We start from the raw sequence: 18,996 nt of genomic DNA, 5'->3' as shown, positions 1-18,996 counted from the left end.
TGATGATCATGAAGTAGAGTTACCCCCTTTGTGCTACATCATTGACTGTGATGATGAAGATAATAATTATATATCCTTACAAACACCCACTACATTATACTATATAGCAAATTTTAATTATTTAGAGGATGCTGTTGAATATATAAAATTTAAAATAGATCACGAACATCTCTAATTGAGATTTATTTTCGATTTTAATTTTATAAAATCGACTAAACTTAATTGTAATATTAGGCAGATCATTAGAAGTAAAAACAACCAATTTCATATTGATTTTACATTCATCTTTTTAATAGCTAAGTATAAAATACTATATTTCAAACTAGGTTATCTATGCTAAAATATTAATGTTAAATTAACTTCTTAATTGATTTTATTGATTTCTCAACATACCTCAATAACGATAAAACACTATTATAAATAATATGAATATGTCATCCCCAACAATTGGATTTGTGAGCCTTGGTTGTCCTAAAAATTTAGTGGACTCTGAGCGCATTTTAACTGAACTACGCACTCAAGGTTATCAAGTGGTACCAAGTTATGACAATGCTGATCTGGTCATTGTTAATACTTGTGGCTTTATTGATAGTGCTGTACAAGAATCGTTAGAAGCAATCGGCGAAGCATTAAATGAAAATGGAAAAGTAATTGTGACTGGTTGCCTTGGTGCTAAACAAGATCAAATCCGTAAAGTGCACCCCAAAGTGCTTGAAATATCAGGACCGCATAGCTACGAAGCGGTACTCAGCCATGTGAATAAATATGCACCTAAACCGGCTTATAATCCGTTTACTAGTTTAGTACCCGAGCAAGGGGTCAAATTAACACCTAAACATTATGCCTATTTAAAAATCTCCGAAGGCTGTAATCATCGTTGTACCTTTTGTATTATTCCATCACTTCGTGGTGATATGTGTAGTCGCCCTATTGGTAATGTGCTTGATGAAGCAAAACGGTTAGCTGATAGTGGTGTGAAAGAACTTCTAGTTATTGCCCAAGATACTTCTGCTTACGGTATTGATATTAATAATCGCATCAATTTTTGGAATGGTATGCCATTAAAAACTAACATCCAAACCTTGTGCGAACAGTTATCAAGTTTGGGGATTTGGGTTAGATTACATTATATGTACCCATACCCAAGTGTGGATGATTTAATACCTTTAATGGCGGAAGGTAAAATCTTGCCTTATTTAGATGTACCACTACAACATGCTAGTCCTTCTGTTTTAAAATCGATGAAACGCCCGGGAACAATTGATAAAACCTTAGAACGCATCCATAAATGGCGAGATATTTGCCCGGAAATAACCCTGCGCTCCACATTTATTGTAGGATATCCAGGTGAAACTGAACAAGATTTTGAAATATTACTCGACTTTTTAACGCAAGCACAATTAGATCGTGTGGGTTGTTTCCCTTATAGTCCAGTTGAAGGCGCGGCTGCCAATGCACTGGCTAACCAAATACCGGAAGAAGTCAAACAACAACGTTTTGATCAGTTTATGCAATTACAGCAAACTATTTCGACTCAAAAACTTCAAGCCAAAATTGGAAAAACTTTAGCTGTGATTATTGATGAAGTTGATGAAGAAGGTGCTATTGGTCGTAGTATGGCCGACGCTCCTGAAATTGATGGCGTTGTTTATTTAAATGAAGAGAAAAGTGTTAATGTTGGTGATATTGTTCCAGTCAACATTGAACATTCAGATGAATATGATTTATGGGGTACTGTGCAACAGTAAATAAAATTAATGAAGATGCATTATCGGCGTGAAGTTAAAAATATTATTAGATTAGCTATACCTGTGCTAATTGCTCAAATATCACAGACGGCGATTACCTTTGTCGATACCATGATGGCTGGGCATTATAGTGCTACAGCTTTATCGGGTGTCGCTATTGCGGTATCGATCTGGTTACCTACTATTTTATTTGGGCAAGGCTTGCTTACTGTTTTAACTCCGATTATTGCTAACCTAAATGGCGCGGCTAAGCGTGAACAAATAGCTGAACATACCCGGCAAGGAGTAGTGATAGCCGTTATTTTATCGGCAATTATGATGCTGTTTTTGTATCATGCCGATATATTAATTACCCTAAGAAGTACCGCTGAGCACCCTATTGATCCGGAAATGGTTACTGTTGCCGTCTCTTTTTTACGCGCTATTATGTGGGGAGTTCCCGCTTTCCTGCTATTTTTTGTCTATCGTAATCAATGTGAAGGATTATCTAATACCAAGCCAGCGATGGTAATTATGTTTATTGCTTTACTAGCTAATATTCCTATTAACTATATTACCATTTACGGTAAATTAGGTTTACCCGCTTTTGGTGGTGTGGGTTGTGGGATCACCGCTGCAATAATTTTTTGGTTAATGTTTATCTTAATGAGGCTCTACACATTAACTGCCGCTAGCCAACGCGATGTACGTAAAACACCGGTAACCAAATTTATCGATTTTATTATCATAAAAAAAATCATTGTATTAGGTATACCACTTGCTTTAGCCTACTTTTTCGAAGTTAGTCTTTTTGCTGTAGTCGCCTTATTAATTTCACCTCTGGGGCAAACCACAGTTGCTGCCCATCAAATTATTTTTACTATTAGTAGCATGACCTTTGCAATTCCATTATCACTTGGGGTAGCAACCAGTATTCGCGTTGGTTACTCGTTGGGTAATAACAAACCTATTTTAGCCAAACAAACAGCCTATATTAGTTTAGCAATATCTTTAACTTTAGCTGTAATTGTGGCCTTAATATTAGTGGTCTTTAAATCACCTATTATTGGCTTATTTACTAGCGAAAGTCCTGTAATTACTATCTGTATTCAACTTATTATTTTACTGGCAATTTATCAGGTGTCAGATTACTTACAAGTCGTTGCTAGTAATGTACTGCGTGGTTATAAAGACACTCAAAGTATTTTGTTTATCACTTTACTTTCGTACTGGATTATCGGATTACCTGTTGGTTACATGCTTGGATTAACAGACATTATTACTGAACCTATGGGTGTTGCTGGCTTTTGGGTTGGATTTATTACTGGCTTATCTATTGCTGCATTACTACTAATCAGCCGAATGGTTTATATACAAAAACAACCTATTTCAACCATCTTAAAACGTGCTTCGAAATAACTCCCTTTTAGTATTTTGTTAGGGTGTTTAAAGTAGTAACATATAAGTAAAATTGGAAATTAGGATGATAGTTATATTAATATGTAACTTATCATAATTAAGTATATTAATAGTTCAGTAAGCTAGCCACTGCTGTAACTTACTGGCTCACTTACTGAACAAAACATTTTCTTGTTTATTTAAGGTCGAGCAGCTGTTCCATCCGGGGTTCTAGCATTAGTCCACGATGGTAAACCTCCAGCCACAGGGAATTTTTTGGCTTTTTGTTCATCAATATCAATGCCAAGGCCTGGTTTAACATTAAGATAAGCATAACCTTGTTCAATTGCTGGGCAGCCAGAAAAAACTTCTCTTAATTCATCATTCATTGGGGTATATTCTTGAATTCCAAAATTACTAATACTCAAGTCAATATGCATGTTAGCTACCACACCAACAGGTGAAATATCACCAGGACCATGCCAAGCAGTACGAACTCCATGAAGTTCACATAGAGCAGCAAGTTTTTTAGCTGGAGTAATACCACCAATCATACTGATATGACAACGAATGAAATCAATTAAGTGTTGAGTGATTAATTGTTTATATTCTGCAAGATGAACAAACAATTCTCCCATAGCAATCGGCGTTGAAGTTTGCTGGCGCATAATATTTAAGAAATCGACATTTTCCGGAGCAACAGGATCTTCAAGATAAAATAAACGATACTCTTCTAAACTTTTAGCCATTTGCAAAGCAGAAATTGGTTGAACTCTTTCGTGAATATCATGAATAAACTCAACATCAAAACCAATTTTGTTCCGTAAGTGTTCAAAAAACTTAGGAATGCTACGTGCATATGCATCAGGATCAAAATAAATACCTGAGGTTTTATTGCGTGGAGATCTTTTAGGGTGAATATTTTTAGCTTTATCGTAATGGGTATTGATTAATTTAAGATCTTCTGTACCGGCACCACCATACATACCCATTTGGCAACGAACATACTGATAGCCTTCTTCAATTGCAGCACGAATATTATCTTCCGCGGCAATCGCATCCCCACCATCACAATGTCGATAAAGGGGTATGCCATCACGACACTTACCACCAAGTAATTCGTAGACAGGCATATTGGCCATTTTACCTTTAATATCCCATAATGCCATATCCATAGCAGATACAGCATTATTTATAACTGGACCATTACGCCAATAACCACTTACAATTGCGGATTGCCAAAGATCTTCAATACGGCGAGGATCTTTGCCTAGTAAAAAAGGTTTTATATAATCATTTATTGCTGCTGCAACAGCAAAAATACGTTGGGTAAATGTAGCGCAACCTAAGCCATAAAGGCCGTCATGATTAGTTTCGACCTTGACTACAACCAGATCAATACCACCGGGTGCAGTCAAAATAGTTTTCACATTTGTTATTTTTAACATGAAAGTCTCCAATGTATATTTATTTACGACAACCTAGTTGTATGACATCATATTTCACTAAATAAAAATAACATTATATTAAGATATAATGCAAGTTTTTTATAAAATTAAATATTTATATTTCTTCTTTCAATTTATTAATAGCAACAATATTGGTTTTCATAGCGTTATTTAATGATAACTTAGCTGTTTCAATATCGTGCTCTTTAATGGACATAAAAACTTTAATATGAGCATCAATACTCTCGATTGTAGGACCAAATACTCGATTTAGTTCTTCTAAATAATAATAATAAATATCTTTAATATTATGAATAATATTAATAAATATTTTATTATGGGAGGCTTTAATTATTGCAATGTGAAAATCTAAATCAGCTTGTGAGTATTTTTTATAATCATTTTTATTTATCAACATGCGATTAAGTGCATCTTCTATTTCTAAAATATTCTCTTCAGTAGCATTGGTAGCAGCTAGCTCAATACACTTAAATTCAACTGTTTGCCTAAAAACCATCATATCCATAAATTCTTCTTGGCTCATATGCATAATTGGTTGATTAATATTTATAATTTTATTTTTATCTAAATTTTTTGAAACAAAAGATCCCATACCATGCTTTGTATAAATGATACCAAGATCCCTTAACTTCTGTACAGCACTACGAATGCTGGTACGACTAACCTCAAAGAGATCAGTCAATTCAAATTCAGAAGGTAATTTACTTTCTTCTGGCCATGTACCGTCTATTATTTTATTTAACATTTGCTCATAAACTGCTTCAACAATATTATTCTTAGGAATTGATTTAATCATCATCATAAATATCACTTAGTTATCATTCATCATATTACAACTGATCCTATCTTTTTAATCAACGCTTTTAATATTCATATTGAATACTAATTTTATTATTTTTGTCGATTAGATCACAAAATTAGACTTTTTATATTGATTAAAAATATAAATAAAAGCATCTTAAACACATTAACTTGTATGTTGTATTACATGTTAATGTATGACAATATATTTCACCAATATTAATTTAATACAACAATTTAAACTCTATAGGATTTTATATTATGCATAAATTATTTGATTTAACCGGAAAAACAGCACTTATAACCGGTTTAGTCCGTGGATTAGTTTTTTCATATGTAGAAGAATTAACTACTACTGTTATTGTTTTTAATAATACTCTTAAAAATGATCACATATAGTTTTCACAACGAATTTATTATTACTAAATAATTAACTAATAAAAATAACTAACAAAGAGATATTAAGATGAGACCAACAAAAACAAGATTTATGATCTTAACTATGTTGTTTATTGTTACTGCAATAAACTATATGGATCGAGCAAACCTTGCTGTTGCAGGTTCTAATATACAAAATGAATTTGGCTTTTCCTCTACACAATTAGGATGGTTATTTTCTATGTTCACTTGGACATATGCTATTAGTCAAATTCCTGTAGGTTATCTATTAGACAGAATAGGAATTAGAAAACTATATGGCTGTGCCATTATTATATGGAGTATATTTACATTTCTGATGGGATTGGCTTCTAACCATTGGTTTACAACTGTTAGTTCTTCTCTTGCAATGTTAATGATTTGTCGTGGTCTAATTGGTATTGCAGAAGCTCCTTCTTTTCCATCTAATACCAAAATTATAGCTACATGGTTTCCCACTCAGGAACGAGCAAGGGCTACTGCAATATATGCTAGTGGACAATATATTGGGCTGGCTACACTAACTCCAGTATTAGCAATCATTGTTAGTAATTATGGTTGGGAAATGTCATTTTATGTTTCAGGTGCTATTGGTATCATTTTTGGTATTATTTGGCTCATAAAATATAGAGAACCAAATGAAAGTAAAAATACAAATCAAGCTGAATTAGAACATATTAAAGCAGGTGGTGGATTTGATAACAATAAACATTCTCCACAAACTGAGAAAATAGTTTGGAGTGATATCTTTTTTGTTTTGCGTCAACGAACTATATGGGGGTTATTTATAGCCCAGTTTTCTGCTTCATCAACACTATACTTTTTCCTGACTTGGTTTATTGTTTATTTAGAAAAAGGACTTCACTTATCTATTTCTAAAGCCGGATTTGGAGCAATATTTCCTTATCTGATGGCTATGGCGGGAGTTTTATGTAGTGGTGTTTTAAGTGATATGCTTATTAAAAAAAATTACTCAAAAACATTTGCTAGAAAATTACCGGTAATGTTAGGTTTACTTGTAACTACAATTATCTGTTTTGTAAACTTTTTTGAAGATCAGCCTGTAATCGCCATTGGTATAATGTCTGTTGCTTTTTTTGCTAATGCTTTTTCTAATTTAGGATGGGTCGTATGTAGTGATGTAATACCAAGAAAAATTATTGGAACTATTGGTGGTTTTTTAAACGTTTTTGGTAATTTATCAGGTATAATATCACCGATTGTTATTGGTATAATTTTACAAAAAACTAATAATTTTCAATACTCAATGTATTATATTTCTTTTGTTGCTTTCATTGGTTTCCTTGCATATGTGTTTTTAGTAGGTAAAATAGAAGTAATCAATATTCCAAGTTTAAGAAATACAGAGAGAAAAATTGAACATTAATAATATAAAGATAGTTATTTAAATTTATTTTTTAATAATTCTCTATTTAAAATATCTACAATTATATAATATTATTATAACAACAAAAATCGATTGCAATTAAATATCATCAAAAATCATCTCGAACGCTATCGAGATGATTTTTTGTTTTATTTGCTATTATGATGAAAAAAATTAATTGCTTATAATCTAGCTAACTTTATAATTATTTTATGTTAATAATTATACTATTAAAATAATACTTAATGATAAAAAAAGAAAACCTACTATCACATCTAATCTGTCTTGGTTTATCAGTGTTACTTGTCTATTTATTAGGTTATCCGCAAAGATTTGATCGCATATTATTAACCTATTTTTCGCTAATTTTTTTAGCACGATTTACTATTTGCCGCATAATATTTTGTATATCATTTGTTGTAGCGGCTTTATACTTCCCAACTTCTTTCTATTATGGTTCACCAAATATTGCGGTGATCAGTTCTATAGCTGAAACTGATAGTGATGAGATCAGTGAATATCTAACCCAATTACCGATTTATCTTTATGTTATTACTATATTATTAGTTATAAGTTTTATTTTCATTTTTTCCAAATGTAATTTTCCTAAAATTAATAATAAATATCTAATAATTTGTGCATTAATAGTGAGTTGCTACAAACCAGCCAAAATAATTATTAAAAGTAATTTTAGTAATATACCTTCCATTTTAATAGATAGTTTTAAATACCCAATTTTTGAATTTTGTTTTGATTTATATACTAGTACCAATATTTATCTAACTGAAAAGCAAGAACAACAAAAACAAGCTCAACAACTAAATAATATTCCAATAGTTACTGTTAAACCAAAACATAAAACCTTCCTTATTATTATTGGTGAAAGCGTACGTAAAGATTATATGAGTGCTTATGGCTTTAAATATGACGATACTCCGTTTACCAATCAACATGCTAGTATTATTTGGGATGGATTAATTGCACCAGCACCAAATACACAATCATCAATTCCTTACTTAATTAGCCAATCTATCTTTTTAAATGATAAAGAAGTTAATGCACATATAAATAACAATATTATCAGCATTGCTAATCAGGCCGGTTTTGCCACTTATTGGCTTTCAAATCAAGGACAATTAGGTAAAATGGAAATCACCATACCGCGTATTGCCGCATATGCGCAACAATCTTTTTATACTAAGAAAGGGGAATATAATGGTAAATCGTCACAAGGAAAGTATGACACTTTATTATTACCAGAATTGAATGATATTTTGTCTAACCAAAGCAATAAACCACAACTAATTATTATGCATTTAATGGGATCTCATCCTCATTTTTGTAAGAGATTACAATTTGATGTTCAATTTGATCTTAATAATGAGAATATTTCATGTTATGTCAGTAGTATTAAAGAAACTGATGATTTTGTTAATTCAGCTATAAATATATTAGAAAGACATAATCAAGATTATGCCGTAGTGTATTTTGCCGATCATGGACTTGCCCATACTGATCAAAATCAGGATCTCCGTCATAACTGGAAGTACCAAGAAAGTTATCAAGTTCCATTTATATTTTTTGATTCAGATAAAATGCCGCAACAGAGAATTAATAAGCAAATCTCCGGATTTCAATTAGTATATTTATTAAGTCGATGGATGGGAATTGAATTAGATGTGAAGCATGATTACATGCAACATGATTTCAATAATATAACTGAGCAAAAAGATATAAAAGTAAAAGATTGGCAATACAATAAATTATATTTATACGATAAATTAGAAAAAGATCCTAACCCGTATATAAAATAATCAATAAGCTAAGCCAATTACTTAATCCTCAGCTAAATCATAAAAAAACGCCATCGATAAATAATAACGATGGCGTAAAGTTTAACAATATAACTTCTTATTTCAATAAGCTATTTGCTTGTGCTAGTACGTTGTCGACAGTAAAGCCAAATTCCTTAAAGAGTTGTTCAGCTGGTCCAGATTCACCGAACTGAGTCATACCAACCACTTTGCCATTTAAACCAACGTATTTATACCAATAATCACTTATACCCGCTTCAATAGCTAATCTTGCAGTTACTGATGACGGTAATACTGATTCTTTGTAAGCGCTATCTTGCTTATCAAATGCATCAGTTGAAGGCATTGAAACAACTCTTACCTTTTTACCGGCTTTAGTCAGTTGGTGATAAGCTTCAACTGCTAATTCAACTTCAGAACCAGTAGCAATAATGATCAGTTCCGGTGTACCAGTACAATCATTTAAAATGTAGCCACCACGGTATACATTAGCAAGTTGCTGCGGCGTACGCTCTTGTTGTTTCAGGTTTTGTCTTGAAAAGATTAGCGCTGTTGGACCATCTTTACGTTCAACAGCATATTGCCAAGCAATAGCAGATTCTACCTGATCACATGGGCGCCAAGTGCTAACATTTGGAGTAACTCGTAGGCTAGCCATTTGTTCAACAGGTTGATGAGTTGGACCATCTTCCCCTAAACCAATGGAATCATGAGTGTACACAAATAGTGCACGGATTTTCATTAACGCTGCCATACGAATAGCATTACGTGCATATTCCATAAACATTAAGAAGGTGGCGCCATAAGGAATAAAGCCACCATGCAAAGCAATACCATTCATAATTGCTGACATACCAAATTCACGCACACCATAATGGATATAGTTACCATCTGGATTGGCCAAAATTTCTTTAGAACCTGACCACATGGTTAAATTACTCGGAGCCAAGTCGGCGGAGCCTCCTAAAAATTCAGGCAATACTGGAGCAAAGGCTTCAATAGCATTTTGGGACGCTTTACGAGTAGCAATAGTTGCCGGATTGGCTTGCAGTTTAGCCACAAACTCTTTGGCTGTTGTTTGCCAATTATTTGGTAAATCACCATTAACACGGCGTTTAAACTCTTTAGCTAACTCCGGATAAGCTGTAGCATATGCTGCAAAACGGGTATTCCATTCATCTTCTACTTGTTTACCTTTTGCTTTAGCATCCCACGCATCATAATAAGCTTTAGGAATTTCAAAAGCTGGGTATTTCCAACCAAGAGCTTCACGGGTAGCAGCAATTTCTGCGTCACCCAATGGTGCACCATGGCTTTCATGACTGCCTGCTTTATTAGGTGACCCAAAACCAATAATAGTTTTACACATTAATAGCGATGGTTTATCAGTCACTGCCTGTGCTTGTTCAATTGCATGTGTAATAGCTTTAACATCATGACCATCGATACCACGAATAACGTGCCAACCATAAGCTTCAAAACGTTTAGCCGTATCGTCAGTAAACCAACCTTCAACCTCGCCATCGATTGAGATACCATTATCATCATAGAAAGCTATCAATTTGCCTAATTTAAGTGTCCCGGCTAAAGAACAAACTTCATGAGAAATACCTTCCATCATACAACCATCACCCATAAATACATATGTATGATGATCAACAATTTCGTGCCCTGGTTTATTAAATTGTGCAGCTAATGTCCTTTCAGCGATAGCCATACCCACAGCATTAGCTATGCCTTGTCCTAATGGGCCGGTAGTAGTTTCAACCCCCGGCACATGACCATATTCTGGGTGACCGGCAGTTTTAGAATGCAATTGACGAAAATTTTTTAAATCATCAATAGTCACGTTATAACCAGTCATATGTAATAAACTATAAATCAACATTGAAGCATGACCATTTGATAATACAAAACGATCTCTGTCAGCCCAAAGTGGATTAGTTGGATTATGTTTTAAAAATCCACGCCATAGTACTTCGGCCATATCAGCCATCCCCATAGGAGCTCCTGGGTGACCTGATTTAGCCTTTTGCACGCCATCCATGCTTAATGCCCTTATCGCATTCGCTAATTCGCGGTGAGATAGTGTTGTTGCATTCATGTTGTTATCTCCAGAAATATTTAAGAATTAAAACTAGTGTAACTACACAAGGTATTTAATCTACCAATTTTGTGTATAAATTTAGCTAAGAAAAATTAAAGGGGAGCATGCTCCCCCTCTTTTTATCCTCATTATAGTAATGTACCGATCATTTCTTCTAATTTGCCTTGATCAACTGCAAAAGCGCGAATACCTTCGGCCAGTTTTTCAACTGCCATGGCATCGCTATTATGTTGCCATCTAAACTCGGCTTCTGTCATTAGTGCAGGACGAGCTTCTACTTGTTGATTTGGATCAAGTTTACGCACTACTGAAGCATTGGATTGTTGCATTTCAGTTAATAAGTTAGGTGCAATAGTTAAGCGATCACAGCCCGCTAATGCTAAAATCTGATCGACTTTACGGAAGCTAGCTCCCATAACAATAGTTTTATAACCATGTTGTTTATAATAGTTATAAATATTACGCACAGAAACCACGCCAGGATCTTGATCAGCTACATATGGATCGATTGGTTTTTTTGCGTTATACCAATCATAAATACGGCCAACGAATGGCGAAATTAAAAACACATTTACTTCAGCACATGCACGCGCTTGAGCAAATGAGAACAACAATGTCAGATTGCAATTAATCCCTTCTTTTTCTAGCACTTCAGCAGCTTTAATACCTTCCCATGTAGAAGCAATTTTGATCAGAATTCTTGACTTATCAATACCCTTTTCTTTATAAAGCTCAATAATTCGTCGTGCTTTATCAATACAACCTTGTTTATCAAAGGATAAACGGGCGTCAACTTCAGTTGAAATTCGTCCAGGAACCGATTTTAAAATTTCCGCGCCAATATTTACAGCGACTCGATCGCATGCATTGATTAATTGTTGTTGTTTACTACCACCCATTTTTTTGGCAGTTGCAACAGCTGAATCTATTAAGTAACGATATTGAGGAAGCTGTGCGGCTTTTAAAACGAGGGAAGGATTGGTGGTTGCATCTTCTGGAGAAAACTGCTTAATAGAATCGATATCACCGGTATCGGCCACTACCACAGTTAATTTTTTAAATTCATCTAATTGGCTCATACTTTTCATCCTAAATAACTTTTATTTTAAAGAAATTATAATAGCATATTATTCAATAATAAAACGAGTTTGTCATCAGGCTATTTTGCCAAAAACAACCTAAATTGATTTACATATAAATTGAAAAAAATAATGTATTTTATTTGATAATTTCTTTTTTATAGCAAGGAAATAACTATTTGCTGTATAACTTATCATAATGACAAATTCGCTCAACTTTTACCGTTGAACCACCACCTTCAAATTCTGAATCCAACCATGCTTGGACAAGTTTTTTAGCTAGCTCAGTACCTATAACTCTGGCCCCCATTGTCATAATTTGTGCATTATTACTTTTTCTAGCTCTTTCAGCTGAGAAAACATCATGACATTGAGCGGCACGAATATTTGGGACTTTATTAGCGGCAATTGCCATTCCAATTCCGGTGCCACATATTAAAATCCCCCGGTCATGTTTACCTTCATTGATTGCACAAGCCACTGCATTGGCTACATCCGGATATAAAGAATTACTAAGTTGCTTATCACTACTATAATCAGTAACTATAATGCCCTGTTTAGTTAAGTAATCGACAATAATATTTCTGAATTCAAATGCTGCATCATCAGCACCTATTGCTATGGGTTTCATAAAACCTCCTATTTCTAATCATAAGTTCATATAAATATCATTTGTTATTTTGCAGTATAAATAAGTTTAATTATGTGATCAACATCTAGTAAATAAAATATAAAATAAAATTTTTATAAAACAATATGCTATTAATCATACTGAAATATAGAAGTGATCTTAAACTTTTTACGATAGAAATATCAAAAGATTAATGTAGATACATTTGATACTTTAAATAAGCAAATGAGAATTTATACCCAAGCATATATAGTAGACTGCTTAGTGACATTACAACTTAAGCAACTACTACATAGTTTAGATTGGCAGGTAGATTGTGAATCTAAGGGAATAATTGTAATTATCCCCTTTTTCACCCAAAAATTCAGCATTGGGGTTATGGCACTTTCTGGTAAGCAAAAATGGTTGGCGATATGACGTAAATCAACACGCCCTTGTAGTTTGATATAATCACGAATTGCAGTCATTAACATAAATAGTTTATAAGCAGCAGTTAATGCTATCCTCTTGGTTTCCAATATCAATCAATTAAATTTTAATCACAACATTTGGGCTTAGTAGGCTCAAGATTTTGTTTAATAATGGATTGTTCAAACAGCGAATGCCGGGCTAATAATCGCACCAAACCTAACATGAGAGCTATTAATATGGCACAAATGATTAACCAATAACCAGCGGAACGCGAGTGGCTTAATAAAGTTAACTGATAATAAATAGTCGCCGTCAGCCATGCCACACTAAAAGCCCAAACTGCTACAAACAACATCCATTTATAACCAGCTTCACGATAAATGGTACCTAATGCTGCAGCACAGGGCGTATACAGTAAAATAAAGATCAAATAAGCAAGGGCTGCGGCAGGAGTTATAAATGAGATTTTGATTTGCGCAATCGTAGTCGAATCGATCGCTAAATCAGATTGTAAGGTAGCAATATTGTCATCAACAGTGGCCAGACCAAGTGGATCTAAAACTGAGTCAGCTAAACTAACTAAATTATTGGGAATTGTGGTAAGCGCATTTAATACACCTTTAGTTAAACTAAATTGCTGACTTGGCTGCCCATCACCCATTGAATAAAGGGAATTTAAAGTAGCAATTACCGATTCTTTAGCAAATATACCTGTAAAAATCCCCACTGTAGCCGGCCAATTATGTTGATTAATGCCAATTGGTCCAAAAACTGGGGTGATTTTTTGGCTTACTACTGCCAAAACAGAATTATCTGAATTTTCATGACCAAATGAACCGTCGGTGCCCCATGAATTAAGCACACTTAGCAGTGTTACCATCAACACAATCGCTTTACCGGCTCTAAATATAAAACTTTTTAACCGTTGCCACGTTAATTTCAACATGTTAGTTAAAGTTGGAATGCGGTAAACCGGCATTTCCATTATAAACGGTGTCAGCGGGCCTTTTAATAAGGTTATTTTTAAAATAAAACCAGTAATAACTGCTAACAAAATCCCCAATAAATACAAACCAAAAACTACCATTGATGCATGCCGAGGGAAGAATATTACCGCAAACAAAGTATACACTGGCAATCTGGCACTGCATGACATAAACGGGATCATACATATAGTCATGATCCGGTCTCGAGAACTTTCCAAGGTGCGGGTACCCATAATCGCAGGTACACCACATCCAAAACCTACTAACATAGGTACAAAAGCTTTACCTGGTAAGCCGATACAGCGCATAACCCGATCCACTACCATTGCCGCTCGGGCTAAGTATCCCGAATCTTCCAAAAAAGAAAGGCACAAAAACAACATTGCTATAACCGGAATAAAAGTTGAAACCGTTTGTAATCCTGAACCGATACCATTAGCTAAAATGACTCGCAGCCAATCTGGAGTATTCAATAGCTGCAAAACATGTGACAGTCCATCCACAAAAATAGTGCCACAAAGTACGTCAAAAAAGTCAATAAAGACCGAACCAAAATTGATTGCCACCATGAACATGGCATACATAATTAATAAGAACAATGGAATACCAGTTACTCGGCCTAGTGTAATTTTATCGAGTTTTTCAGACACACTGTCACTAATTTCACGCGGCTTAGCGATCACTTTATGACAGACCTGATCAATAGTTTCATAACGGGCACAGGCTAATGCCACATCAATTTCATTATCATAGCAGGTAGCCAATAATATACGGCAAGCATTTAGTTTTTCTATTTCGAGTTGATTAAATAAATAGTGCGAATCATCTAGTAAAGCATCAATTATTTGCCAACGATTAAATTTACGCATTTGGCTATCTACAGGTAACTGCTTAATATAACGATCAATTACCGCACTTTGCTCAGTTCCTAATGTATCTATCGCTGGTTTAGCAATCGATAGCTTTAAAGTCGCTTGCGAAATATGTTGATAAAGTGTGTTAATACCTATTTTTTTACTAGCTGACATGCTAACTACCGGGCAACCGAGTAAATGAGCCAAAGTTTGTTGGTTAATAACTTCACCCATAGATTTAACCGCATCAATCATATTAAGCACCACTAACATCGGCACCTGCAGATCAATTAATTGCATGGTCAAGTACAAACTACGTTGCAAATTAGTAGCATCAATGACATTAATAATTAAACTGTTTTTTTCGGTGAGTACAAATTCACGAGCAATCAATTCATCTTGTGATACTGAAAGTGGATCGTTTTCGATAGAATAAGTGCCGGGTAAATCAATAATATTATATTTTGTATTTTGATAACAAAATATACCCGTTTTACGCTCAACGGTTACTCCAGGCCAATTGCCTACTCTTTGTTTAGCACCTGTAAGCAAGTTAAATAAAGTCGTTTTTCCACAGTTTGGGTTACCAATCAACGCTATCTTCACGCGGTTACCTCCATTACTTCAATCGCTGCAGCTTCTTTTCGCCGTAAACAAAGCCTAAAACCGCGCATATTTATTTCTAGCGGATCACCGAGTGGGGCTACTCGTACGACCACAATCTTGCAACCGGGTGTTATCCCCATTGCCAGTAGTTTGCGACGAAAAGTTAACGATTCGGGTAACAAGCGAACAATAACCGCCTCATGCCTTAGAGGCAGGTGATTTAATGTAACAGATGACATTATACTTCCTAGATTTTACTGATTGAATTTACTGCATAGGTTGCAATAGGCTGCAATATTAACGTTTTTTATTTTAAAATGCGAATAATTCGCATTTTTTAACGTAAAAATACCAATCATTTTAATTAAAAACTCAAGATACAATATTAAATCATCTGACAATAGAAATGCATGGTGATTTTAACTTGCTAATTACCTTTTCTCTATAATATTTAAATTATAGTAGTGATGGACTATAGATTTTAAATTTTGTCAAGATGTTTCCTGAGACATATACGTTTCAGTATAAATTATAAATATTTTGTACCTGATCGCAGCAATAAACCTCGTATGAATATTAGCTTAGCCTCCTTATTGAACACTTAATTGCTGACATTAATAGTTAACTGTTATAATTGGTTATTATTGATTTAAGTTGGAATCATTATTATGTATATAATTTATGGCATTAAAAATTGCGATACGATGAAGAAAGCCTTTGCATGGCTTGATACACATCAGGTTAAGTATCAGTTTCATAATTATAAAACTGATGGTGTTTCCACTGATCTGTTGCGCTCTTTTTTACAATTAGTTGATTGGCAAAGTTTACTTAATACTCGTGGCACTACTTGGCGCAAACTGGATGAATCGGTGCGTGCCCAGATTAATAATGAAGATGCGGCAATCAAAATTATGTTAGCTAATCCATCTATTATAAAACGCCCTTTATTAATTGAGAGTAATAGAGCTTTATTAGGATTTTCAGACCAAAGTTACGCCCAATTTATTACTCACAAAAAATGAGATCGAGAACTATTATGACTGAACCTGTAATTGCCTTAACTACTGCTTTGATTGCCGAAAAATCAGTAAGCCCTGATGATAAAAACTGCCAGAAAATAATTATTGAACGATTAACTAAGTTAGGTTTTACCATTGAAGCTATCAACATTGGTCAAACTAAAAATCTTTGGGCTTTTCATGGCGATCCTAATAGTAAAACCTTAATGTTTGCCGGACATACTGATGTGGTTCCGGCTGGTGATGAAAGCCAATGGCAATACCCACCTTTTACAGCTACCATTGATGATAATGGGGTACTTTTTGGGCGTGGTGCTGCCGATATGAAAAGCGGTGTCGCCGCTATGGTATGTGCTGCCGAGGATTTTGTGAACAATAATCCTAACCATTCAGGCCGAGTGGCTTTTCTTATTACCTCCGATGAAGAAGCCGACGCCAGCGATGGTACTGTTAAAGTCGTTGATATGCTAATTAAACGCCAAGAACGGGTTGATTATTGTATTGTGGGTGAACCTTCTAGCGATGAAGTGCTTGGCGATCAAATCAAAAATGGCCGCCGTGGTTCTCTTACCGCCAATTTAGTCGTACATGGGGTTCAAGGTCATGTAGCTTACCCTCACCTTGCCGATAATCCGGTGCACCGTTTTGCTCCGGCTTTACATGAATTAGTTAATACGGTTTGGGATCACGGCAATCAATACTTCCCGCCCACTACTATGCAAGTTGCTAACATTAACGGTGGTACTGGCGCTGAAAATGTGATCCCGGGTGATTTAAAAGTGCAATTTAATTTTCGTTATAGTAGCGAACTTACCGACGCAATGATTAAAGCACGAGTTGAACAAATATTACAAAAATATGATTTGCAATACACTTTAAATTGGCGGCTTTCCGGTCATCCATTTTTAACACCACAAGGTGATTTAACCAGTGCTGCCATTGATGCAATCAAAGAGTTAACTCAAGTTGACACACAATTATCTACCACTGGCGGTACTTCTGATGGTCGCTTTATTGCTAAAATGGGTTGTCAAGTGATTGAACTTGGCGTTTTAAATAAGACAATTCATAAAGTAAATGAAAATGCCAGCTGTCAAGACATCATTAAACTAAAACAGATCTTCCAACGAATTTTAGAAAAATTATTATTAACATAAAGCTATCATATACAATAACAGTATAAAGAGACTGAATAAGTTACTGGTATAACTTCATCAACAGCTACTTATTAGGTCTCTCAAATTAAAACTTAACGAGAATTAACATGGAATGGCTTAAAGATTATTGGTGGGTAATTGTTATTATTCTTATTGGAATTTTTATCAATACCATTAAAGCGTTAAATAAAGTTAATTACAAATCCTATCTGGAAAAAAAGAAAGGGATAAAACCTATCCCTTATACCGATGATGAGGATGACGATTGGCCATCTAATCCCCCTAAAAATCACTCTTAATATTAGTTAAATTTGGGATGACTGTTAGCGAATAATGCCTGGTGGCGGTAACGATCCACCCACATTGCCGTTGAACCACAAACCGCAATCGGCATAATAACTAAGTTAAGTACTGGCACCATTGTAAACAAGCTGACTAAAATTCCATAAATTAGATTATCCATTTTATCTTGTTTAAGTAATACACGCATATCGTGAAAACTAATTTTGTGATTATCAAAGGCATAATCAGCATACTGAATATTAATTTGCCAAGCGGTAAATAAAAACCAAACAATTGGCATTACTGACTGCCCTACTACCGGAATGAAATAAGTGAGCAAAATTGGAATTGCCCATAGCAGATAGTTAAGTAATTTTTGCATTTCGCGACCAAATACCCGAGGTAAATCTTTAATCAAACTTATCCAAGTAGTATCAGGTGCGGGGATTCCTGTCAATTGAGCTTCGACTTGTTCTGCCAATAAGCCATTAAAGGGAGCCGCAATTATATTGGTTACGGTACTAAAAAAATAGCAAAACAAAATAACTAATGTTAGCACAATGATAAAGCTAATAATGTAACCTAACCACTGCAACCAATTCGGTACCAAAGTTAATCCCCAATTAACCATACCGGTGATTACCGAGAAAAACCAATAAAAAAGTGCCGACATAATCACGATATTGGCCAGTAAGGGCAAAAATACAAAACGCTTAAGCCCAGGATTAAATGCCAAAGACCAACCTTTAAGAAAATAGTCAACACCATTACCAGAGCGGTTTTGACGAGGATTATGGTTGTTATTAGATTGGTGATGGTTTATACCATTAAAATTCACGTTTGTTTCC

16 protein-coding genes and 1 pseudogene are annotated in these 18,996 nt (G+C 34.5%); 8 read left to right on the top strand and 9 right to left on the bottom strand.

Features of this window, described 5'->3' with window-relative positions; genetic code table 11:
- The first annotated feature begins 431 nt into the window (after positions 1-431).
- Positions 432-1,748, top strand: a complete 1,317-nt coding sequence (rimO, locus tag A9G13_RS07285; RefSeq protein WP_218059189.1) for a 30S ribosomal protein S12 methylthiotransferase RimO — start codon at positions 432-434, stop codon at positions 1,746-1,748.
- Between the two features lie 15 nt (positions 1,749-1,763).
- The gene (locus A9G13_RS07280; protein WP_065556917.1) at positions 1,764-3,146 is read left to right on the top strand and encodes an MATE family efflux transporter; all 1,383 of its coding nucleotides are present in this window, start codon (positions 1,764-1,766) and stop codon (positions 3,144-3,146) included.
- 179 nt (positions 3,147-3,325) lie between these two features.
- Here A9G13_RS07280 and A9G13_RS07275 read toward each other — a convergent pair whose 3' ends face one another.
- The gene (locus tag A9G13_RS07275; RefSeq protein ID WP_065556916.1) at positions 3,326-4,573 is read right to left on the bottom strand and encodes an enolase C-terminal domain-like protein; all 1,248 of its coding nucleotides are present in this window, start codon (positions 4,571-4,573) and stop codon (positions 3,326-3,328) included.
- Between the two features lie 115 nt (positions 4,574-4,688).
- Positions 4,689-5,393, bottom strand: coding sequence for a FadR/GntR family transcriptional regulator (locus A9G13_RS07270; RefSeq protein WP_065557125.1), 705 nt, complete (start codon positions 5,391-5,393; stop codon positions 4,689-4,691).
- A gap of 263 nt (positions 5,394-5,656) precedes the next feature.
- Here A9G13_RS07270 and A9G13_RS11340 point away from each other — a divergent pair.
- The 3 genes and pseudogenes from A9G13_RS11340 to A9G13_RS07260 all read left to right on the top strand — a co-directional run.
- Positions 5,657-5,743, top strand: a pseudogene (locus A9G13_RS11340) (gluconate 5-dehydrogenase); the annotation flags it as partial.
- Positions 5,744-5,861: 118 nt separating this feature from the next.
- Complete coding sequence (locus A9G13_RS07265; RefSeq protein ID WP_065556915.1) at positions 5,862-7,199, top strand: MFS transporter; 1,338 nt, start codon at positions 5,862-5,864, stop codon at positions 7,197-7,199.
- Between the two features lie 245 nt (positions 7,200-7,444).
- Positions 7,445-9,013 (top strand): phosphoethanolamine transferase, encoded by a 1,569-nt coding sequence (locus tag A9G13_RS07260; protein ID WP_081301191.1) that lies wholly within the window; start codon positions 7,445-7,447, stop codon positions 9,011-9,013.
- 97 nt (positions 9,014-9,110) lie between these two features.
- On the opposite strand, the gene tkt is transcribed toward A9G13_RS07260, so the two are convergent.
- From tkt to A9G13_RS07230, 6 genes are all read right to left on the bottom strand, one after another.
- A complete protein-coding gene (gene tkt / locus A9G13_RS07255; protein ID WP_065556913.1) occupies positions 9,111-11,117 on the bottom strand; it encodes a transketolase in 2,007 nt (668 codons plus the stop codon).
- Between the two features lie 131 nt (positions 11,118-11,248).
- Positions 11,249-12,199, bottom strand: a complete 951-nt coding sequence (tal, locus tag A9G13_RS07250; RefSeq protein ID WP_065556912.1) for a transaldolase — start codon at positions 12,197-12,199, stop codon at positions 11,249-11,251.
- 175 nt (positions 12,200-12,374) lie between these two features.
- A complete protein-coding gene (locus tag A9G13_RS07245) occupies positions 12,375-12,830 on the bottom strand; it encodes an RpiB/LacA/LacB family sugar-phosphate isomerase (protein ID WP_065556911.1) in 456 nt (151 codons plus the stop codon).
- A gap of 233 nt (positions 12,831-13,063) precedes the next feature.
- Positions 13,064-13,348 (bottom strand): FeoC-like transcriptional regulator, encoded by a 285-nt coding sequence (locus A9G13_RS07240; RefSeq protein ID WP_141670881.1) that lies wholly within the window; start codon positions 13,346-13,348, stop codon positions 13,064-13,066.
- A gap of 17 nt (positions 13,349-13,365) precedes the next feature.
- Entirely contained in the window at positions 13,366-15,687 is a 2,322-nt protein-coding gene (gene feoB / locus A9G13_RS07235) for a Fe(2+) transporter permease subunit FeoB (RefSeq protein WP_065556909.1), read from the bottom strand.
- Entirely contained in the window at positions 15,684-15,926 is a 243-nt protein-coding gene (locus A9G13_RS07230) for a FeoA family protein (RefSeq protein WP_081301190.1), read from the bottom strand. Before A9G13_RS07230 ends, feoB begins: the two co-directional genes overlap by 4 nt.
- Positions 15,927-16,355: 429 nt before the next feature.
- Between A9G13_RS07230 and A9G13_RS07225 the strand changes: the two genes are divergently transcribed.
- From A9G13_RS07225 to A9G13_RS07215, 3 genes are all read left to right on the top strand, one after another.
- Complete coding sequence (locus A9G13_RS07225) at positions 16,356-16,712, top strand: ArsC family reductase (protein ID WP_065556908.1); 357 nt, start codon at positions 16,356-16,358, stop codon at positions 16,710-16,712.
- A 14-nt stretch (positions 16,713-16,726) separates the two neighbouring features.
- A complete protein-coding gene (dapE, locus tag A9G13_RS07220) occupies positions 16,727-17,866 on the top strand; it encodes a succinyl-diaminopimelate desuccinylase (protein ID WP_065556907.1) in 1,140 nt (379 codons plus the stop codon).
- A gap of 107 nt (positions 17,867-17,973) precedes the next feature.
- On the top strand, positions 17,974-18,165 hold the full coding sequence (locus A9G13_RS07215) for a YpfN family protein (RefSeq protein ID WP_065556906.1): 192 nt from the start codon (positions 17,974-17,976) through the stop codon (positions 18,163-18,165).
- Positions 18,166-18,167: 2 nt separating this feature from the next.
- Here the strand turns inward: A9G13_RS07215 and cysZ are convergent, their stop codons facing one another.
- Entirely contained in the window at positions 18,168-18,971 is an 804-nt protein-coding gene (gene cysZ, locus A9G13_RS07210) for a sulfate transporter CysZ (RefSeq protein WP_065557124.1), read from the bottom strand.
- Positions 18,972-18,996 lie beyond the last annotated feature (25 nt).

This window comes from Gilliamella sp. wkB178, from assembly GCF_001690705.1.
Classification (GTDB): Bacteria; Pseudomonadota; Gammaproteobacteria; order Enterobacterales; family Orbaceae; genus Gilliamella; species Gilliamella apicola_K.
The sequence above is the reverse complement of the archived record's forward strand: the minus strand, read 5'-3'. Positions and strand labels throughout refer to the sequence as shown.